14 protein-coding genes, 1 tRNA gene and 1 pseudogene are annotated in these 18,884 nt (G+C 35.3%); 10 read left to right on the top strand and 6 right to left on the bottom strand.

Going from position 1 to position 18,884, the window contains the following annotated elements; genetic code table 11:
• Positions 1–14: 14 nt before the first annotated feature.
• The gene (rnhB, locus tag AC5XHR_RS05510) at positions 15–602 is read right to left on the bottom strand and encodes a ribonuclease HII (protein WP_495949784.1); all 588 of its coding nucleotides are present in this window, start codon (positions 600–602) and stop codon (positions 15–17) included.
• A gap of 131 nt (positions 603–733) precedes the next feature.
• Between rnhB and AC5XHR_RS05505 the strand changes: the two genes are divergently transcribed.
• The 7 genes from AC5XHR_RS05505 (at position 734) to AC5XHR_RS05475 (ending at position 12,963) form a co-directional block, all read left to right on the top strand.
• Entirely contained in the window at positions 734–3,748 is a 3,015-nt protein-coding gene (locus AC5XHR_RS05505; protein ID WP_495949783.1) for a SusC/RagA family TonB-linked outer membrane protein, read from the top strand.
• A gap of 14 nt (positions 3,749–3,762) precedes the next feature.
• Complete coding sequence (locus AC5XHR_RS05500) at positions 3,763–5,190, top strand: SusD/RagB family nutrient-binding outer membrane lipoprotein (RefSeq protein ID WP_495949782.1); 1,428 nt, start codon at positions 3,763–3,765, stop codon at positions 5,188–5,190.
• A 302-nt stretch (positions 5,191–5,492) separates the two neighbouring features.
• Positions 5,493–8,375, top strand: a complete 2,883-nt coding sequence (locus tag AC5XHR_RS05495) for a SusC/RagA family TonB-linked outer membrane protein (RefSeq protein WP_495949781.1) — start codon at positions 5,493–5,495, stop codon at positions 8,373–8,375.
• 10 nt (positions 8,376–8,385) lie between these two features.
• A complete protein-coding gene (locus tag AC5XHR_RS05490; RefSeq protein ID WP_495949780.1) occupies positions 8,386–9,888 on the top strand; it encodes a SusD/RagB family nutrient-binding outer membrane lipoprotein in 1,503 nt (500 codons plus the stop codon).
• An 18-nt stretch (positions 9,889–9,906) separates the two neighbouring features.
• Positions 9,907–10,680, top strand: coding sequence for a DUF1735 domain-containing protein (locus AC5XHR_RS05485; RefSeq protein ID WP_495949779.1), 774 nt, complete (start codon positions 9,907–9,909; stop codon positions 10,678–10,680).
• Positions 10,681–10,785: 105 nt separating this feature from the next.
• A complete protein-coding gene (gene argS, locus AC5XHR_RS05480) occupies positions 10,786–12,546 on the top strand; it encodes an arginine--tRNA ligase (RefSeq protein ID WP_495949778.1) in 1,761 nt (586 codons plus the stop codon).
• 33 nt (positions 12,547–12,579) lie between these two features.
• Positions 12,580–12,963: a hypothetical protein gene (locus AC5XHR_RS05475; protein WP_495949777.1), complete on the top strand. Its 384-nt coding sequence runs from the start codon at positions 12,580–12,582 to the stop codon at positions 12,961–12,963.
• A gap of 69 nt (positions 12,964–13,032) precedes the next feature.
• On the opposite strand, the gene AC5XHR_RS05470 is transcribed toward AC5XHR_RS05475, so the two are convergent.
• Positions 13,033–13,103, bottom strand: a tRNA-Gln gene (locus AC5XHR_RS05470).
• A gap of 95 nt (positions 13,104–13,198) precedes the next feature.
• Here AC5XHR_RS05470 and AC5XHR_RS05465 point away from each other — a divergent pair.
• The 3 genes from AC5XHR_RS05465 to AC5XHR_RS05455 all read left to right on the top strand — a co-directional run bounded on the left by AC5XHR_RS05465 (position 13,199) and on the right by AC5XHR_RS05455 (position 15,843).
• Positions 13,199–14,245, top strand: a complete 1,047-nt coding sequence (locus AC5XHR_RS05465; protein ID WP_495949776.1) for an AMP-binding protein — start codon at positions 13,199–13,201, stop codon at positions 14,243–14,245.
• Positions 14,246–14,359: 114 nt separating this feature from the next.
• Positions 14,360–14,752, top strand: coding sequence for an alternative ribosome rescue aminoacyl-tRNA hydrolase ArfB (arfB, locus tag AC5XHR_RS05460; protein ID WP_495949775.1), 393 nt, complete (start codon positions 14,360–14,362; stop codon positions 14,750–14,752).
• 113 nt (positions 14,753–14,865) lie between these two features.
• A complete protein-coding gene (locus AC5XHR_RS05455) occupies positions 14,866–15,843 on the top strand; it encodes a deoxyhypusine synthase family protein (RefSeq protein WP_079666860.1) in 978 nt (325 codons plus the stop codon).
• A 394-nt stretch (positions 15,844–16,237) separates the two neighbouring features.
• Here AC5XHR_RS05455 and AC5XHR_RS05450 read toward each other — a convergent pair whose 3' ends face one another.
• From AC5XHR_RS05450 to AC5XHR_RS05435, 4 genes and pseudogenes are all read right to left on the bottom strand, one after another.
• Entirely contained in the window at positions 16,238–16,387 is a 150-nt protein-coding gene (locus AC5XHR_RS05450) for a hypothetical protein (protein WP_495949774.1), read from the bottom strand.
• Between the two features lie 15 nt (positions 16,388–16,402).
• Positions 16,403–17,539 (bottom strand): annotated as a pseudogene (locus AC5XHR_RS05445) (acyltransferase).
• A gap of 138 nt (positions 17,540–17,677) precedes the next feature.
• Positions 17,678–18,322, bottom strand: coding sequence for a hypothetical protein (locus AC5XHR_RS05440; RefSeq protein WP_495949773.1), 645 nt, complete (start codon positions 18,320–18,322; stop codon positions 17,678–17,680).
• Between the two features lie 22 nt (positions 18,323–18,344).
• Positions 18,345–18,869 (bottom strand): hypothetical protein, encoded by a 525-nt coding sequence (locus AC5XHR_RS05435; protein ID WP_495949772.1) that lies wholly within the window; start codon positions 18,867–18,869, stop codon positions 18,345–18,347.
• Between the last annotated feature and the right edge of the window lie 15 nt (positions 18,870–18,884).

The raw sequence follows: 18,884 nt of genomic DNA, 5'->3' as shown, positions 1-18,884 counted from the left end.
AGTTTCGGACTTTTTTATTCTGAATAATCTAAACGGAACGATTTCCGATGATGTACCGTTGGTCCGTATTTGTTTAAAGCTTCTCGATGTTGTTTTGTTGCATAACCCATATTTTTGTTCCAACCATATTCGGGAAATTCTTCATGAAGTTCAATAAGTAATTTGTCCCGATAGTTTTTTGCAAGAATAGAGGCGCATGCAATACTTAAATATTTAGAATCTCCTTTAATGATGCATTCGTGTGGAATAAAATTATACGGTTTGAATTTATTACCGTCCACCAAGATGAATTCAGGTCTTGTTTTTAGTTGATCCAATGCAAGGTGCATCGCATGAATACTTGCATTAAGGATATTATGCTCATCAATAAATGCTGGTGGAAGTTCTGCAATTGCGTATTCCTGAACATTGTCTTTGATGAATTGATCAAGATCATTTCGCATCTTAAATGTTAATTTTTTAGAATCATTAACAAACTCATTTTCAAAATTTGGATCTAAAATTACAGCCGCTGCAACTACAGGCCCGCAAAGACATCCTCTACCAACTTCGTCGCAACCTGCTTCAATGTAATTATCGGTGTGACTTTTTATTAAATTCATAATTCTATGATCTTAATATTGTTAAAAATTATAAGATGTGTAAATATAGTCGATTTTTTTGATTTTTTTAACAAATTATTTGTCTATTTTAACTTTAATCCACATATTTGTAACGAAAAATTTAATTTGATATGAAGAAACTAACATCAAGTGTTTTAGCTGTGGTGCTATCGTCGTCTTTTGTGATGATGAATGCACAAACAGATTCAACTAAAACTACTGAAATCGAGGGTGTAGTTGTTACAGCACTCGGTATCAAAAGAGAGAAAAGATCTCTTGGTTACGCAACCACAGAAGTAAAAGGAGATCAGGTTTCGCAAGTTCCTGTTGCAAACGTTTCTGATGCATTAGCAGGACAAGTTGCAGGTTTGAATATTACCCAATCTGGTACTATGGGTGGTTCTGCGAACATGGTGATTCGTGGTGTAAAATCTTTGACTTCAAGTAACCAAGCGTTAATTGTTGTTGATGGTACACCTATTAACAATGACACGTTTAACCAATCTGGAATTGGTCAAGGTGGAGGTGGTTACGATTACTCCAATGGTATGGCGGATATCAACCCGAACGACATCGAAAGTGTAAACGTATTGAAAGGTGCTGCTGCATCTGCACTTTACGGATCACGAGGGATGAACGGGGTTATCATGATTACTACTAAAAAAGGAAAGAGATCAAGAAAAATCGGTGTAGAGTTCAATAGTTCTGCAACCTACGGTTTTGTAGATCGTGAGACGTTACCAAAATACCAAAACCAATACGGTGGAGGTTATACGGGGGGTTCATTTTATGCTGGTGATATTAATGGGGACGGTGTAGAAGATAAAAACATTGTATATACTTACGATGATGCTTCTTTTGGTACGAAGTTCGACCCGAACATGATGGTATATAATTGGGATTCTCAATATCCTCAATTGCCAGGTTATTTAAAGCCTACGGCTTGGGTTGCTGGTAAGAACCCAAATTCTATTTGGAACACAGCTGCAACCTATCAAAACTCAGTTGCTTTTTCTGGAGGTAACGAAAGTGGAAAATTTAGATTAGGTTTTACAAACTTCTTGCAAGAAGGGGCTTTAGTTAACAGTAATATCAAGAGAAATACATTAGATTTCTCTGCGGATTATAACTTAACAGAAAAATTGAATGTTTTTGGTAGCTTAACTTACTCTAATACCAATGGAAAAGGAAGAGTGTATACAGGTTACGAAACGAGAAACCCAATGCAAGGTTTCAGACAATGGTGGAATCTTTCTGTTGATATGGATAAGCAAAGACAAGCGTATGACTTGACAGGGCAAAACATGACTTGGAACATTAAAGATTATGAGTCACAAGCAGTTGGTTATACGGATAACTTCTATTTTAACAGATACCAAAACTTCCAAACAGATAAAAGAAATCGTTATTTCGGAAACTTTGGTTTAAACTATAAGTTTACGGATTGGTTAAGTGCAATGGGGAGATATACTTTTGACTCTTTTGATGATTTAAGAGAAGAAAGAGTTGCGATTGGATCGTCTGACCAAGGTCGTTTAGCGAATGGAGGAAAAGGAGAGTATTATTTCTTACAACAAAAAGTGTATGAAATGAACTACGATGCCATCTTGAATATTGATAAAGATTTAAGTGACGATTTAAATTTAACTGGTAACATCGGTTTCAACTTAAGAAGAAACGGACGTTATGGAAACTCTGCAGTAACTAATGGTGGATTGAAAGTGCCAGGATTGTACTCAATCTCTAATACTGCTGAACCATTAACTGAAAATAACGTTACCGATTTTTACGGAAGAAAAAGTGTTGACGGGTTATTCGCACAGGCAAGTTTAGGATACAAAAATATGTTGTTCTTAGATGGTTCCGTAAGAAGAGACCGTTCATCAGCTTTACCTAAAGATAACAACACGTATTGGTATTACTCAGGATCTGCGAGTTTAGTGTTCTCAGAATTATTGAACAATAAAGATAAAATCAATTTTGGTAAGTTGAGATTCAACTACGCGAAAGTAGGTAACGATACAGGTGAATACAGATTGTATAATACCTATACATTAAACCCTGCATTCAACGGTTCATTTAATGCTACTTCACCTTCTACATCAAACAACCCATATTTGAAGCCTGAATTCATGACAGAAATGGAAGCAGGTTTAGAAATGGCTTTCTTCAAAAATAGAATTAGTTTCGATGTTTCTGTTTACAAACAAAAAACGGAAGACTTAATTACGCCTACGGATATTTCTGGAGCATCTGGATTTACAAGTATGTGGGTTAACGCTGGAGATATTGAAAACAAAGGTATTGAAGCAAGATTAACAGTTGTTCCAGTGAAAAACGAAAACTTCACTTGGGAATTAACTGGAAACTGGTCGAAAAACAAATCTAAAGTTACTCATATCTTCGGTGAAAGTACGTTCTTAGAATTCGGATCAATGTGGAATGTTACTACTGGTGCAATGCTAGGAGAATCTACAGGAACTTTGAGAGGAACGAACTATGTTTATCTTGATGGACAAAGAGTTGTAGGAGCTAATGGTAAATATTTAGTGAGCGACGATCCTCAAGAAGTAATTGGTGATGCGGTTCCAGATTGGAGAGGAAGTATTATGAATACATTGAAGTACAAAAACTTTAGCTTAAGCTTCTTGGTTGACTTCAAGAAAGGAGGTGATGTATATTCTCAAGATATGGCATTCGGACTTGCGACAGGTTTGTATCAAGAAACAGCAGGTGTTAACGATTTAGGGAATTTAAAAAGATTACCAATTGCTCAAGGTGGTGGTGTGATCTTGCCAGGTGTGAAAGCAGATGGTTCACCTAACGATATTCGTACACAGATGTCCAATTATACAAACGCATATGGTTTCTACGGAGGTCCAGAAGCAATGCATGTTTATGATGGTTCATTTGTGAAGTTGAGAAACGTAACGGTTTCTTATAGACTTCCGAAAGAGATGTTTGGAAATTCATTTATTGATAATATGACATTCTCATTAATTGGTAGAAATTTATGGATCATCCATAAAAATATGCCGTACTCAGATCCTGAAGCAACAATTGGAAATGGTAACTTAATGGGATTCCAAAACGGGGCGCACCCTTCATTTAGAGAAATTGGTGCTAGTATCAAAGTTGAATTTTAAAATTTAGAAACGAAATGAAAAAAATAATATTAGGATCCTTGATAGCATTGTCTATTACAGCTTGTACTGATCAAGATTATGCTAATCTTAATGAAGATCCAAAAAATCCGTCGGAAGTTCCAGGAAGTTTCCTTTTTACCAATGGAGTGAAAAGTTTATTCGACCAAATGGGAAATACCAATGTTAATGCTAATATCTTTAGATTAGTGGCGCAACAATGGACGGAAACACAGTATGTTGAAGAAACGAACTTTGATATTCGTAATAGAAGTATTCCTGATACGCACTGGAACAGAGTGTATATGAATGTTCTATACGATTTGAAAAAAGCAAAAGAATCGGTAAATGCGGATCATAATTTGCTAGAAGGTGAAAAGAAAAACCAAGCAGCCTATATTACAATTGTAGAAGTTTATACTTGGCAACAGTTGGTAGATTTATTTGGAAATATTCCGTACACAGAGGCATTAGCTGGAGTTGATGGGACGTTACCAAAATATGATGATGCTGCGACTATTTATAAAGACTTGTTAACGAAAGTTACAGCGGCTTATAATGATATCGATGCTTCAGCAGATGGTTTAGAAAATGATTTTATCTTCAATGGAGATCATTCAAAATGGAAAAAGTTAGCAGCTTCTTTACGTTTCAAATTGGCAATGAGAATTGCTGATGCTGATCCGGCTTTATCTAAAGCAGAAGCGGAAGCAGCAGTAGCAAAAGGGCTAATTGCTTCTAACCAAGATAACTTTACATTAGCGTACGAAGATAATACAACAAACGCGAACCCATTATATGCAGATTTGGTATTAAGTGGAAGACAAGATTTCTTACCATCGGATACGTTTGTAGATTATATGAATGATCTTGCAGATCCAAGAAGAGAGATTTTCTTTGACAATAATAAAACACCATATAAAGGTGGGGTTTATGGAGATTTCAATACGTATACAGAGTTCACACATATCGGCCCATTGTTCTTTACAAGAAACCTAAAAGGTGATTTGATGGACTTTTCTGAGATCTCATTCTTGTTGGCAGAAGCTAAAGAAAGAGGATATAATGTTCCATTAACAGCTGCGGCTTATTACACGCAAGGTGTTACAGCGAGTTTAGATTATTGGGGAGTTCCTGCAGCGGATATCGCAACGTATTTGGCGAGACCGGATGTTAACTATGCAACAGCGGCTGGGACATGGAAACAGAAAATTGGAAAACAATTCTGGATTGCGATGTATAACAGAGGTTTTGAAGCATGGTCTGTTTACAGAAAGTATGATGCACCTGCGCTTAAGCTTCCTGCAGCAACGCAAACTCCAATTCCTAAGAGATTTACGTACCCTGTAACAGAACGTAACTTGAACAAAACAAATTACGAGCAAGCAGCTACTGCGATTGGTGGTGATGAGCAGCAAACTAAATTGTTCTGGGATAAATTTTAATTAAACTTAAATTTTTTAAAATAGTAATAAAGCCGTTTTTAAACGGCTTTATTTTTTTATAACTACAGTCTTAAGTAGTATTTTTTTTAACAATTTTTAATATTTTTTTTTAATTCACAGTAATAAGTGATTGCTTATTACTGTATTTCAGATAAAATTGTAGATAAACTAGTAATTTATAATTGAAATTATTTTAAAACTAACTGGTTGTTAGTTTTTTTTACGTTTTATGAATTTTTTAACAAAATGTTTGGTTAATTTAACAGAATTATACATATTTGTAACGAAAAATTTAATTTGATATGAAGAAACTAACAACAAATGTTTTAGCTGTAGTGCTAACATCCGCTTTTGTGGTTGCCAATGCGCAAACAGATACAACTAAAACAAGAGATATCGATGAAGTTGTAGTAACTGCAATCGGTATTAAAAGAAAACCAAAAGAGATGTCTTACTCGGTAAGTAGAGTTAAAGACGAGGATCTTACAGCAACAAATGCAACTAACGCTGCATCAGTAATGATTGGTAAGGTTTCAGGTTTGAATGTTAATGTCGTTAATAATGGTGTTAACCCTTCAACAAGAGTTATTTTAAGGGGTTTTAGAAGTATTGGAGGAGACAACGAAGCTTTAGTAGTCGTTGATGGTTTTCCTGCTCCAAGAGGTGTTCTAGACAGAATTAACCCTGATGATATTCAGGAGGTTACTGTTCTTAAAGGGGCCAATGCATCCGCATTATATGGTTCCGATGCATCGAACGGGGTTATCGTTATTACAACGAAAAAAGGAAAATCTGACCGCTTAAAAGTGACCTTAAATTCGGCTGTAGAAGCAGAATCTGTTTCGTTTATGCCGAAGATGCAATCCGAATTTGGGGTTGGAGGTTTTCCTGACGGTACCTTATATCCTTTAGAAAACGTAAACTGGGGTCCTAGATACGATGGTAGTTTAGTTCCAGCTTCAGAAACGTATGATAATGGGGATGTTTGGATGGTTCCTTTCAGACCTATTAAGAATAATCACAAGAATTTCTTTGACACAGGAATGGGGTATCGTAATGGTATTACGGTTTCTAGTGGTGATAGAGATTCTAATATGTTATTCTCTGTGGACTTCTTTGATAAAGCAGGTATTGTTCCAAAAGATGAGTATAATAGAACTAACGTAAGATTGAAGGCTGGTAAAAGAGTTGGAAATCTTGAGTACAATGGTAACTTTTCATTCTTTACTTCAAAATCAGATGTAGTTCCTACAGCTGCAGGAAGACAAGGACGTCCTTTGTATTGGAATATTTTGAATACACCAATGCATATTCCATTATCTCAAATGAAAAATTGGAGAGATGGTTATTATACTAGAAATGAAGTTTCATACTACAGATTCTATGAAAATCCTTATTTCATCATTGACAACAACAGACAAACGTCTAAATTTAATGAATTTACATTCATTGGAGATATGAAATATGATTTCAATGATTGGTTGTCTGCGAAATTAATTGTTGGTTACACTTTCAATAACCAAAGAGTAAAAACAAACTTGGGAGCGTTGCGATATGCTTTTGAATTAGAGCATACCTATTCAACAATGGATGAATATGGAGCATCAACTTCGACTTCCCAAACGACAACGGATAGATTCAATTCGGATTTCTTAATCAGTATGGATAAAGATATTTCGGAATCCTTCAATTTGAAAGCTAACGTTGGTTATAACGTAAGAATTGAAAACGCGAACTCTATTAACGTTTCAGGTTCTAACCTTATTATTCCAGATTTCTGGAATGTTTCTACAAGAACTGGTGAATTAGGAGGTGGAGAAAGTGAGTCTAAATATAGAAAAATTGGTTTCTATGGGGATGCAACAATCGGATTTAAAGATTTCTTATTCTTAAACGGATCTGTTAGAAATGACGTGAGTTCTGCTTTAAGTAAAGAGAATAGATCGTATTGGTATCCAGGTGGAGGTATCTCTTTCATCGCATCTAGTGCGTTTCCAGGAATGGTTACGGCTAAGGGACTTAGCTACATGAAACTAAGTGCTAACATTACAAGATCAGGTAAAGATACAGATCCGTACAGAATCAATGAAACATTTGGTACTGCTGCAGGCTTCCCACATGGTGCATTGCCAGGATTAACTCAAGGTAACGGTGCTACTGATCCAAACTTAAGTCCAGAATTTACCCTTTCTAAAGAAGTTGGCTTAGAATTAGGTTTCTTAAATAATAGAATCACAGCCAATCTTACTGCGTTTAGAACGAATACAACAAAACAAATTTTAGCATTTACAACTTCAGTTGCTTCTGGAGCGAATTCATATACTACCAATATTGGGGATATGATGAGTGAAGGTATTGAAGCGGATTTGAATTTAGGAATTATTAGAAAGCCAAAATTCACTTGGGATGTTGGATTTAACTATTCATACTACGGTTCAATGGTAGAAAACCTAATTGAAGGTGTAGATGAAGTAAGTTTAGGTGGTTATGCAGAGGCAGCTTATATTTATGCTGTTTTAGGAAGACCATTTACAATCATTAAAACAACACATTACGAGAGAGATCCTCAAGGAAGAGTAATTGTTGGTGATGATGGGGACCCTATTATTGCAAGTGGATTGAAAGATATGGGTAAAACAACTCCATCCTCTATTTATGGTCTTAATACAACAATCGGTTATAAAGGATTCAAATTGTATGTTGCTGCAGATTATAGAACAGGACATGTTTTCTACAATCAATTAGGAGATTTATTAGAATTTACAGGTTTGTCAGAGCATAGTGCTTCTTCTGGTAGAATGCCGTTTGTATTTCCTAACTCGTCATATTCAGATGGTAATGGAGGATTTATAGCGAATACTGATCGATTAACTTCTGGTGGAGGAAATGCATTCTGGGATGAGTATAACACTGTAAAAGAAAATTACGTTTCAGATGCCTCAGCAATAAAGATTAGAGAGATTTCATTATCCTACGATATGAATAAGAATTTAGTACAGAGCATGGGACTTACAGGACTTACTTTTGGAGTTTACGCAAGAAATCCATTTATGTTCTTACCTAAAACGAATGTATTATCAGATCCAGAATTTAACTTTACAACAGGAAATGCTATTGGTATTGGTAACCAAGCGCAGACGCCACCTACAAGAATTATTGGATTTAAATTAACTGCAAATTTTTAATATAATGAAAATGAAAAAATATATACTTAAATCAGTTTTTGCATTGCTTACACTCTCTGCAGTGGTAAGTTGTAAAGATGAGTTTTATGATGTTAATGAAAACCCGAATAATCCATCGGTGAGTAATCCGGGGTTAACATTACCTGTTGCTCAAGATCAATTAGTCAATCTTAATGCAACCACAATGACAATTGTTGGGCAGTATTTCATGTATAATTGGGCTACGCCATCAAACTGGTCTGCAAATCAGGATTTTACAAGATATCAGATTACGTCAACATTTCAAACTGGAATTTTTACGACATCGTATTTAAATGTATTCAAAAATTTAACATATGTTGAAAATTTCACAGATCCAGCTGGTGTAATTGATTATTCGTATTACAAAGGGATTTCATCAATCTTGAAAGCATACCAGTATCAACATTTGGTAGATACGTATGGTGATGTGCCTTATACGGAGGCTAATCAAAGACAAAATAATCTAACACCAAAATACGACAAAGCTGAAGACATTTATAAGGATCTTATCCTAAAAATGACAGAAGTTGTTCCAGCTTTAGATAACATGCCTTTAACAGCAGAAAATCCTGGTGCAAAAGACATTATTTTTGGTGGTGATGTTGTGAAGTGGCAAAAATTTGCAAACACTGTTAAATTAAGATTGTTGATGAGGTTAACCAATACCAAACAAGATTCTTTTATTAAAGACGAGATTGCAAAAATTACAGCTAACGGAAAAGGATTTATTACGGCTAACGTAAGTGTTGCTGGTGCAACTTTTTATTCAGATAATGTTGGTAAATTGAACCCTTTCTATGGATTGTTTAAGGCAGCGAGTACAGGAAATCAAACAGATAGAAATGACTTTACAGTAGCAACCGACACTGCTATTGATTTCTTTACTAATAATAATGATAAGAGATTGGCTAGATTGTATGCTCCTGCAAAAACAGGTGGTGCTTTCAAAGGTGCTCCTCAAAAAACAACTTTGCCAGGGGTAGGTTTTACATCTAACGATTTGTCTAAGGTTGGACCAGGTCTTATCAAGACTCCTACTCAAGATCAGCCATTAATGCTTTTGTCTGAAGCTTTATTCTTACAAGCTGAAGCAGTTCAAAGAGGATTCTTAGCTGGAAATGCAGAAGCTTTATACAACAAAGCGGTTCAAGAATCATTTACATTCCTTGGAGTTGAAAATGCAACAGTTGAAGCAAATACGTATTTAGCTCAAGCAATACAAAATGTAAACTTTGCGACGTCTACTGATAAGATTGAAGCAATCATTACGCAGAAATGGGCAGCTTTAAATGGTACGTCTTCAATTGAGTCTTGGTTTGAATATAACAGAACAGGTTTTCCTAAAGGATTGCCAATTCCAGCAGAATCTGGTAGAACAACAAGACCTTACAGATTGTTGATTCCTGTAAGTGAAGTTGCAACCAACTCTAATAATGTTCCAACACAAACGCCAGAAACAGCTTTCAATCAGAAAATCTTTTGGCAACGTTAATCTAATAGTCTAATTATTATGAAAAAAATAAGTATAAATATATTTCTAGTTTTATTTAGTCTTTTGACGCTAAGTTCTTGTTTACTTGAGGATGAAAAACTAGATTTTGGAAATGGTCCTATCGTGGTTCAGTTTCCTAAGAGTACTGCGGATGTTACATTCTTTGCAAATGGAAAAGTAAGAGATTACATTATTCCTGTGCAATATTTTGGGGGGAAAGGTCTTCCGTTAGATAAAGACGTTACTGCAACAATAGAAGTTGATCCTTCATCGGTTGCTAAAGACGGTGTAGAAGTAACTATCCCGAGTAAAGAAATTCATATTCCAGCGGGAAGTAACTCAGGAAACTTGTTGATCCAAGTCAACACAGCAAAACTGAGTACAACAAAAGCGATTCCTTTAGTGATTAAAATTAAAGAATCTTCTGAAACTGCATCTAACAATAGAGGTACAATGAATATTAACCTTACAGGTATTTGTGCTTCAGCTTTAGCAGGAAATTATTACTATACTAACACACCAACTAGAAACGTAACGGTAAAATCTGTTGATGCGGATTATGGCGACGGGTCTTATAGAATTAGTAGAGACAATGCTTTCGCATCTGACTATGGCTTTATTATCAGTGATGTTTGTGGAAAACTAACAGTAATTGATGCTGACCTTACAGGTATGGGTTATGCTGCTAGTGGTACTGGTACTGTAGATCCTGTTACAGGAACTATGGTGTTCAAGTATACTGTAAACAAACAGTTTACTGGTAGATCTATGACTTTGGTTAAAAAACCATAAAACTTTTTAGTTAAACTCTGAGGGCTGTATGATTTTCATGCAGCCCTTTTGTAATGGCTAGATTTGGTTTTTTTATTTTGTATCTTTGCAGGACAATATTTTCAGATGAATTCTAAAGAAATACTACAAAAAGAAATACAAAAATCCTTACTTAATCTGTATCAATTGCAAGATGTAGAGCTTGAGTTACAAAAAACAAAATCTGATTTTGAGGGTGATTTTACCGTGGTTACATTTCCGCTGGTGAAGCTTTTGAAGAAAAGTCCTGATGGGATTGCGACCGAATTGGGAAATGAACTATCAAATTCTGATTATATTGAAAGCTACAATATTGTTAAAGGCTTTTTGAATTTAAAATTAAAGGATTCTCTATTTGTAGAAACACTTTCTACCATTGTTGATAGGTTTGATGATATTCAACCTAAAAACGAAACAGTAATGGTGGAATATTCTTCTCCGAATACCAATAAACCGCTTCACTTAGGCCATATTCGTAACAATTTGTTAGGATTTTCCATTGCTTCCATTCTTCAGGAAGATGGATATAAGGTTATTAAAACCCAAATCATCAACGATCGTGGAATCCATATTTGTAAGTCTATGTTGGCTTGGCAAGAGTATGGAAACGGAGAAACTCCAGAATCTACAGGTTTGAAAGGTGATAAATTGGTAGGGAATTATTATGTAGAATTCGACAAAAATTATAAAAAAGAAATTGAAGACCTGAAAAGTCAAGGTATAGAAGAGGAGCAAGCGAAAAAGCAAGCACCTTCTATTTTGGACGCTCAGAATATGTTGTTAGATTGGGAAAAAGAAGATCAAACGGTTCGTGATTTATGGAACATGATGAACTCTTGGGTGTACGCTGGTTTCAACCAAACATATAATAGATTGGGGGTTCAATTTGATCAAGTTCAATACGAAAGTCAAACCTATATTCTAGGAAAAGATATTATTCAAGAAGGTTTGAATAAGAAGATTTTCTTCAAAAAAGACGATGGATCGGTTTGGGTAGATCTTACCGATGAAGGTTTAGATCAAAAATTATTGCTTCGTGGAGACGGAACTTCGGTGTATATGACTCAAGATTTGGGTACAGCAGTTGAGCGCTTCAAAGAGAATGATATCCAGAGATTGATTTATACCGTAGGAAACGAGCAAGATTACCATTTCCAAGTTTTATTTAAAATTTTAAAGAAATTGGGTTATCAATGGGCGGATCAACTATACCATTTGTCGTATGGAATGGTTGAGCTTCCACATGGTAAAATGAAGTCGCGTGAAGGGACAGTTGTAGATGCTGACGATTTAATGCAGGAAATGTATGAAACGGCAAAAATGAAGGCGCAAGAACTTGGAAAGCTTGAGAATCTGACTGACGAAGAGAAAGAAAAATCGTATGAAACGGTTGGTTTAGGAGCTTTGAAATATTTCATGTTGAAAGTAGATCCTAAGAAGAAAATGCTTTTCAATCCAGAAGAAAGTATCGATTTTAATGGTAATACAGGGCCTTTTATTCAATATACATACGCTCGAATTCAATCGCTTTTGGCAAGAGCGGAAGCTGGTTACGAAACATATTCTAAGGAAATAGTTCCAAATGAGTATGAGAAGGAACTGATTTCCGTTTTGTCCGAGTATAAAGATACTGTAGCGAGAGCAGCAGCAAGTTTGAGTCCGGCGCATGTAGCGAATTACGTTTATGATTTGGTGAAAACCTATAATGGATTTTATCAAAACAATCCAATTTTGAATAATGAAGATGAAAATGTGAAGAAATTCCGTTTGTTTTTGTCTGAATTAACTGGAAAAACGATTCAAAAATCCTTGAGATTACTAGGGATAGGAACAGTTAATAGAATGTAAAATACGAGCCTTCTTTGGAAGGCTTTTTAATTGATGAATACGATGAATAGTTTTGAAGATAATCATGTTGAATACCGTCGTCAATTGCAGGAGATTATTCAGCAATTGAAATCAGGGAATTCCAATATTCAACCGTTGGTTCATGATTTGGAATGGAGTGTGAAAAATGACCTTAATAGACTTGAAGTCATTGGAAAAGATGCGTTTGAAGATGAGATTGAAGAATTGATGAAGTTTCAGGAAGTTATCGATGCAATCAAAGCGAAATATGCGATGAATTTTCAAGTGGACACGGCTTCTTTCGATGATGTTGATGGCGATAGTGATGATGAAGATTTGTATTGGGAAGACGAAAATGAGTGGGACGACGATTTTGATGAAAAGGACTTACTAAAAGAAGAGTCTGAAGACGAATAATAGAAAATCTGAGAAAAATTTCTCAGATTTTTTTAATAAAAAAAACCATCTGAAAAATCAGATGGTTTGTAGACCCACAGGGATTCGAACCCCGACAGACGGTACCAAAAACCGGAGTGCTACCGTTACACCATGGGTCTGTCGTTTATTGTGGTGCAAATATACAACGTTTTTCTGTATTTGCAAGTCTTTTCTAAAAAATTATTGATAATTTTATCCCTCAATCATGGGCTTTATGCAAACAATAGACTTTAAAAATCTCAAAATAAAAGAATTACAACCTAATTCAGAATTCGAAAAAAAAGTACAAATTTTTATTAATTCGTGGTTTTCGGATATGGAAAAAGTAGAGGTTCAAACTTCGGGCTCGACAGGAACTCCCAAAATTTTCGAAATTGAGAAATCGAGAATGTTAGCTTCGGCAAAAAAGACCTGTGATTTTCTTGATTTGAAAGATGGTGATTCCGCTTTATTGTGTTTACCGGTTGAATACATTTCAGGGAAAATGATGGTGGTTCGTTCTATTTTGAGAAATTTAAAATTAACGATTTCAGATCCTTCAATAAAGCCATTAGAAAACCTAAAACAAGAAGTTGATTTCTGCGCTATGACGCCATTGCAAGTGGAAAATTCGCTGGACAAATTGCATTTGATTAAAAAGTTAATTATCGGTGGAGCTTCTGTTTCTACAAGTCTCAAATCTCAAATCTCAAATCTCAAATTGCAAAATCAAATTTTCGAAACTTACGGAATGTCAGAAACGCTTTCCCATATTGGTTTGCGACAAATTTTTCCAATTGAAGAAACGTATTTTAAATTGTTTGATGGCATTTCAATCTCAAAAGATGATCGTGGATGCTTAACAATCAATGCCCCAGAACTTAATTCTGAAGTCTTGCAAACCAATGATTTGGTTGAAATTATCAATGAAAATCAATTTCGGTTTTTAGGTCGAGTGGATAATGTCATCAATTCTGGTGGTGCAAAAATTTTCCCTGAAAAATTAGAAGCTTTGGTTAAAAAAGAAATTTCAAATGAAGTTGTTTTTTTAGGAACTCCAGATGAAACTTTAGGGCAGAAATTGGTATTAGTTGTTGAAATGAACCAAGAATCAAGAACCAAGAATCAAGATAATTTAAAATCTCAAATCTCAAATCTCAAATTCGAAAAATCCTTTCACAAGCCTAAAGAAATTCTTTTTGTGGATGAAATTCCAAGAACGCCTAATGGAAAGGTTAATAGGAGAGCACTTTTAAGTAAAATTATGAATTATGAATTATGAATTATGAATTATGAATTATGAATTATGAATTATGAATTACTTTTGCCTAACTTCTAACTTCTAACTTCTAACTTCTAACTTCTAACTTCTAACTTCTAACTTGTAACTTCAAAAATGAAAAACTTTACATCGGAAATACAATATAAAACCGCTCAAAGTAGTGGAGCTGGCGGACAGAACGTCAATAAAGTGGAGACCATGGTTTCAGCTAAATGGAACGTGTCTGCTTCTCAGTATTTTTCGGAGGAAGAAAAACTTTTGATTTTAGAAAAACTCAAGAATAAAATCAATTCGGAGGGATTTTTGCAACTGAGTTCGCAAGAATCGCGTTCGCAATTGGAGAACAAAGAAATCGTAACCGAAAAAATGCTTGTTTTAGTGGATAAAGCTCTTTTTATTCCAAAAAATCGAAAAGCAACAAAACCCACCAAAGGTTCCAAAGAAAAACGTTTGAATCAAAAAAAGCAACATTCTGAAAAGAAGGAAAATCGGAAATTTAGACTTTAGATACGAGACATGAGACGCAAGACTTTAGAATTAACAAATTTAGTAAAAGTCTCAAATCTCAGATCTTTTACTCTCAAGTCTAATCCCTATCTTTGCAAAAACAAATTTCAAAAATGAGCAATAGACCAATTTCAGAATTTCTTGAAAAGTACTATTTACACTTTAACGCAGCTGCACTTGTAGACGCGTCTAAAGGTTATGTTGCCCACCTAAAAGATGGCGGGAAAATGATGATTACTCTTGCTGGTGCAATGTCAACGGCAGAAATGGGTAAAATTCTTGCGGACATGATTCGTCAAGGTAAAGTGGATATTATTTCTTGTACAGGTGCCAACTTGGAGGAAGATGTAATGAATCTTGTTGCACATTCGCATTATAAAAGAGTTCCTAACTACCGTGATTTAACGCCGGAGCAGGAGAGAGAACTTTTAGATCAGCACTATAACCGTGTTACCGATACATGTATTCCAGAAGAGGAGGCTTTCAGAAGATTGCAAACGCATTTGGAAGATGTTTGGCATGCAGCCGAAGAAAAAGGCGAAAGATATTTCCCACACGAATTCTTATATCAAGTGGTGAATTCTGGAGTTCTAGAACAATATTACGAAATCGACCCTAAAGATTCTTGGATTGTAGCGGCGGCGGAGAAAAACTTGCCAATCGTTTGTCCAGGATGGGAAGATTCTACCACAGGAAACATCTTTACATCTAACGTTATCAAAGGAAATCTTAATGTTCACACCGTAAAATCAGGTATTGAATATATGATTTACTTAACGGAGTGGTATCGTGCAAATTCAGGTGGAAAAGGCGTTGGATTTTTCCAAATTGGAGGAGGTATCGCTGGAGATTTCCCAATTTGCGTTGTTCCGATGATGTACCAAGATCTGGAGTGGGAAGACGTACCTTTCTGGTCATATTTCTGTCAGATTTCAGATTCTACAACATCTTACGGATCGTATTCTGGAGCTGTTCCTAACGAGAAAATCACTTGGGGGAAATTGGATATCGATACACCAAAATACATCGTGGAATCAGATGCAACTATTTGCGCACCATTGATGTTTACATACATTTTGGAGAATTCTTAATTCGGAAATCAAAATATAGAAATTGCTCAACCTTGTGTTGGGCATTTTTTTTTGGGCGTGCCCCTCGCCAAAGCTTTCCAGCCGCTGAGGTCGGGCTGCTTTGGGCTCCGCTTCGCTTCGGTGCTTCGCACTGCTCCCTTCGGTCGCACCCGCCGCATCCCTCACGCGACTTTTTCGTTATTATTTCACGTCAGTTCGAGTAGTGTTTGCAAAACTCGTATCGAGAACTTCTTGTCAAAAACTTCTCGATACGCTTCGCTACTCGAAGTGACGGCGATTTAGAATATAGATTCATCTCTACATATTTTTTTGCTCAAGTCAGTTCGAGTGAAATTCTGAAAGAATTTTGTATCGAGAACTTTTGAAATAACTCCAAAAGATGTCAAAACAACAATCAATCATCCAACGAATTAATCAAAACATAGTATTTAATACCCAACAAAACCTTTTCAAATTTGGTTAGTTTCAAAGGATCTTTCTTCGCGAATTTGGGTAAAACGACTCGAGTAATTTTATTCAGAAATTTAAAAAATGTCTTTTTCATAGTTTATTTTTTACATTATTTCACAAATCGTCTTGTAAAACGATTCGAATCAAAAGCCAAAGTTATGACATAACTAATAATAAATCCTAAAATAGCAATCGATAGTATCTTTACCGTTGTTGGGAGCGTATTCAAATCTAAAAATACATCCGTTAGTATTTGAACGATAATAAAATGCGAAAGGAAAATTCCAAATGTTGCCGCCGAAACCTTTTTAATTAGGGCTGATGGTTCTATATTCAATTTTTGAAAAACGATGAACAAAGCAAAAGTCATCATAGCGACATTGATGCTGCAGAAATACCAAACTTGTTCAAGATTAGCAACATCAGAGGGAGAATATTTTTGGATCAATATGAATCCCGACATGGTTATTGCGAAGCCAACTATAAATGTAGGAATAGCGATGCTTAACGTCTTTTTCCAAGACCAGTTCACAGGATATTTTAGAAGATAATACGCTAAAATAATATACCCTAAAAACCCAGAAAAATAATAGAACGTCCCGAATTCATTCCAATTACTCACTCCCCAAATCCCATTATTTCCCCAATTTCCTGGAAAGCCAAGTGCTGGAGCTAGCATTTTTATATACGGAATAAACAAAGAAACAATCCAAAAGCTTAAGAATATTTTGAGGTCTTTTTTGCTCGCATGATTAATCCAAACACCGAATATAGGAATGATTAAATACAATCCAAGGAGCATATAAATGTACCATAAAGGCGTTGTATCGTAATTAAAATTGAAAACCGCAGTGAATATTTTGGTTAATGTGGCTTTAATTGTAAAATTATTCATGTCAATTAACGCGCTATTACTGGTTTTAATGAAATTTAGATATATGTAAAAACAGATTGGAAGTATAATCTACCAAAAAATCAACGGAACCACTATTCTTTTGATTCTTTTTTTGTAAAATGTAGCTAAATCGGTGGTTACTGGAAAAAGCAAAATCCCTGACATCATCGCAAATAGAGGAACACAAGCGCGAACAAGGCTTCCCCAGAAAACACCTGTCACAAACGTTGAACTTCCATCAAAAGTTCCTACAAAAGCATCGCAACTATGTGAAATGAGAACCATAAAGCAAGCTAAAATTCGTAAAAGATCAATCCAGGGTAGGTATTCTCTTTTTGCCGTGTTTTCCATTTTTAAATGATGTTGATTTGAGGGAACAAACTAGGGAAAAAATGGTAGAATTTATGCTGGTTTGCAATTTATTTAAATAAAAAAAACTTCTACAACATTGTAGAAGTTCGTGTTAAAATTTAAAAATAGAGAGTTACGTTATCTAAGATCCGCTTTTACAAGCTTTTCTCCTTCTTTAATTTCGATAATTTTCATCAGAAAATCACTATGGGTAATTCTGTAATGTTCTCTACGATAATAGTTGATCGTTCTTCCGGAATTACCATCGAATTGAGACCCGTTATACCGATCATTATATCCGGTTTCATTCCAAGGAAGGGTTCCCACGAGTATGTATTTTCCGGGCTTCATCTCGGGAAACGTAAAGTCGCCAACTTTATTTGTAACGCAGGTTAATCGATTTTCGTAAGCTTTGGAATCCATGTAAACTATCTTGTTCTTCTTTACTTTTTCTTTTTTTCGTTTCAGATCATACCATTCGGCATAATATGCTGTGTAAGGGAAAAGTTCTACCGTAATTTGATTTGCATAAATTTTGTCTGCAAAAGGATTTTTAAAACCCAAAGGATCTCTCCGTTTCGTAAATGCTTTTCCCTTCAAGGTTGTGGTGCCTTTTGCTAATGCATTTCGTGCTTCAGCCTCATCAAATTTGAGCGATGGAAAAATCTTTTCTCCGGAAGCGTAATCGTCTTCTTGGTATTGCGAATATGAATGAAGAGAAAGTCCGATCGCCAATAGGAACAGTATTTTTTGTATCGACCTTTTTATATGTAAATATTCCATGAATCTTTTTTTTAAATTGAACTTAATTTGCTAGAGGAATATTGAAAGATCCGTTTTCAACGGTCATTGTACTAAGAACTTGTGATGCTTGACCAACCACCATAATTCCTGAAAAACTTCCTTTAATATTGGATGAAGAAATCTCATCTATTTTAAATGAAAATTCATCGTTCCAAGTTGTTCCTCTAGATGCTGTATGATTTTTTTGTTGGTTGTTTTCTAGCATCTCGTTATGGACAGCCAAAATGGAATACGGTGTGTTATCATCTAAAGAATACGATCCAGCGGGTACTTTCTGGGCATCTGTCAAAATTGTAATCATCAAATTCGTATTATCGTGCTTACCGATTATTTCAAGATAATTACTGTTATCTACCCATCGAGCTCTCACATTCGTATAAACAACTTCTTTTCCATTTATGGTCGCTTTTAATATTCCGCTTCCGCCACCTGCATTGTCATCATCGCTACCATTACTGCAGCTTGCAAACGTGAAAGCTACTAATGCAAAAAGGAAAACCAGAATTGTGTTCGTTCTACTTTTCATACCTGTTTTTTTTAT

The organism is Kaistella sp. CFF1-2 (assembly GCF_059509915.1).
This window is presented reverse-complemented; position numbering and strand designations above follow the sequence as displayed.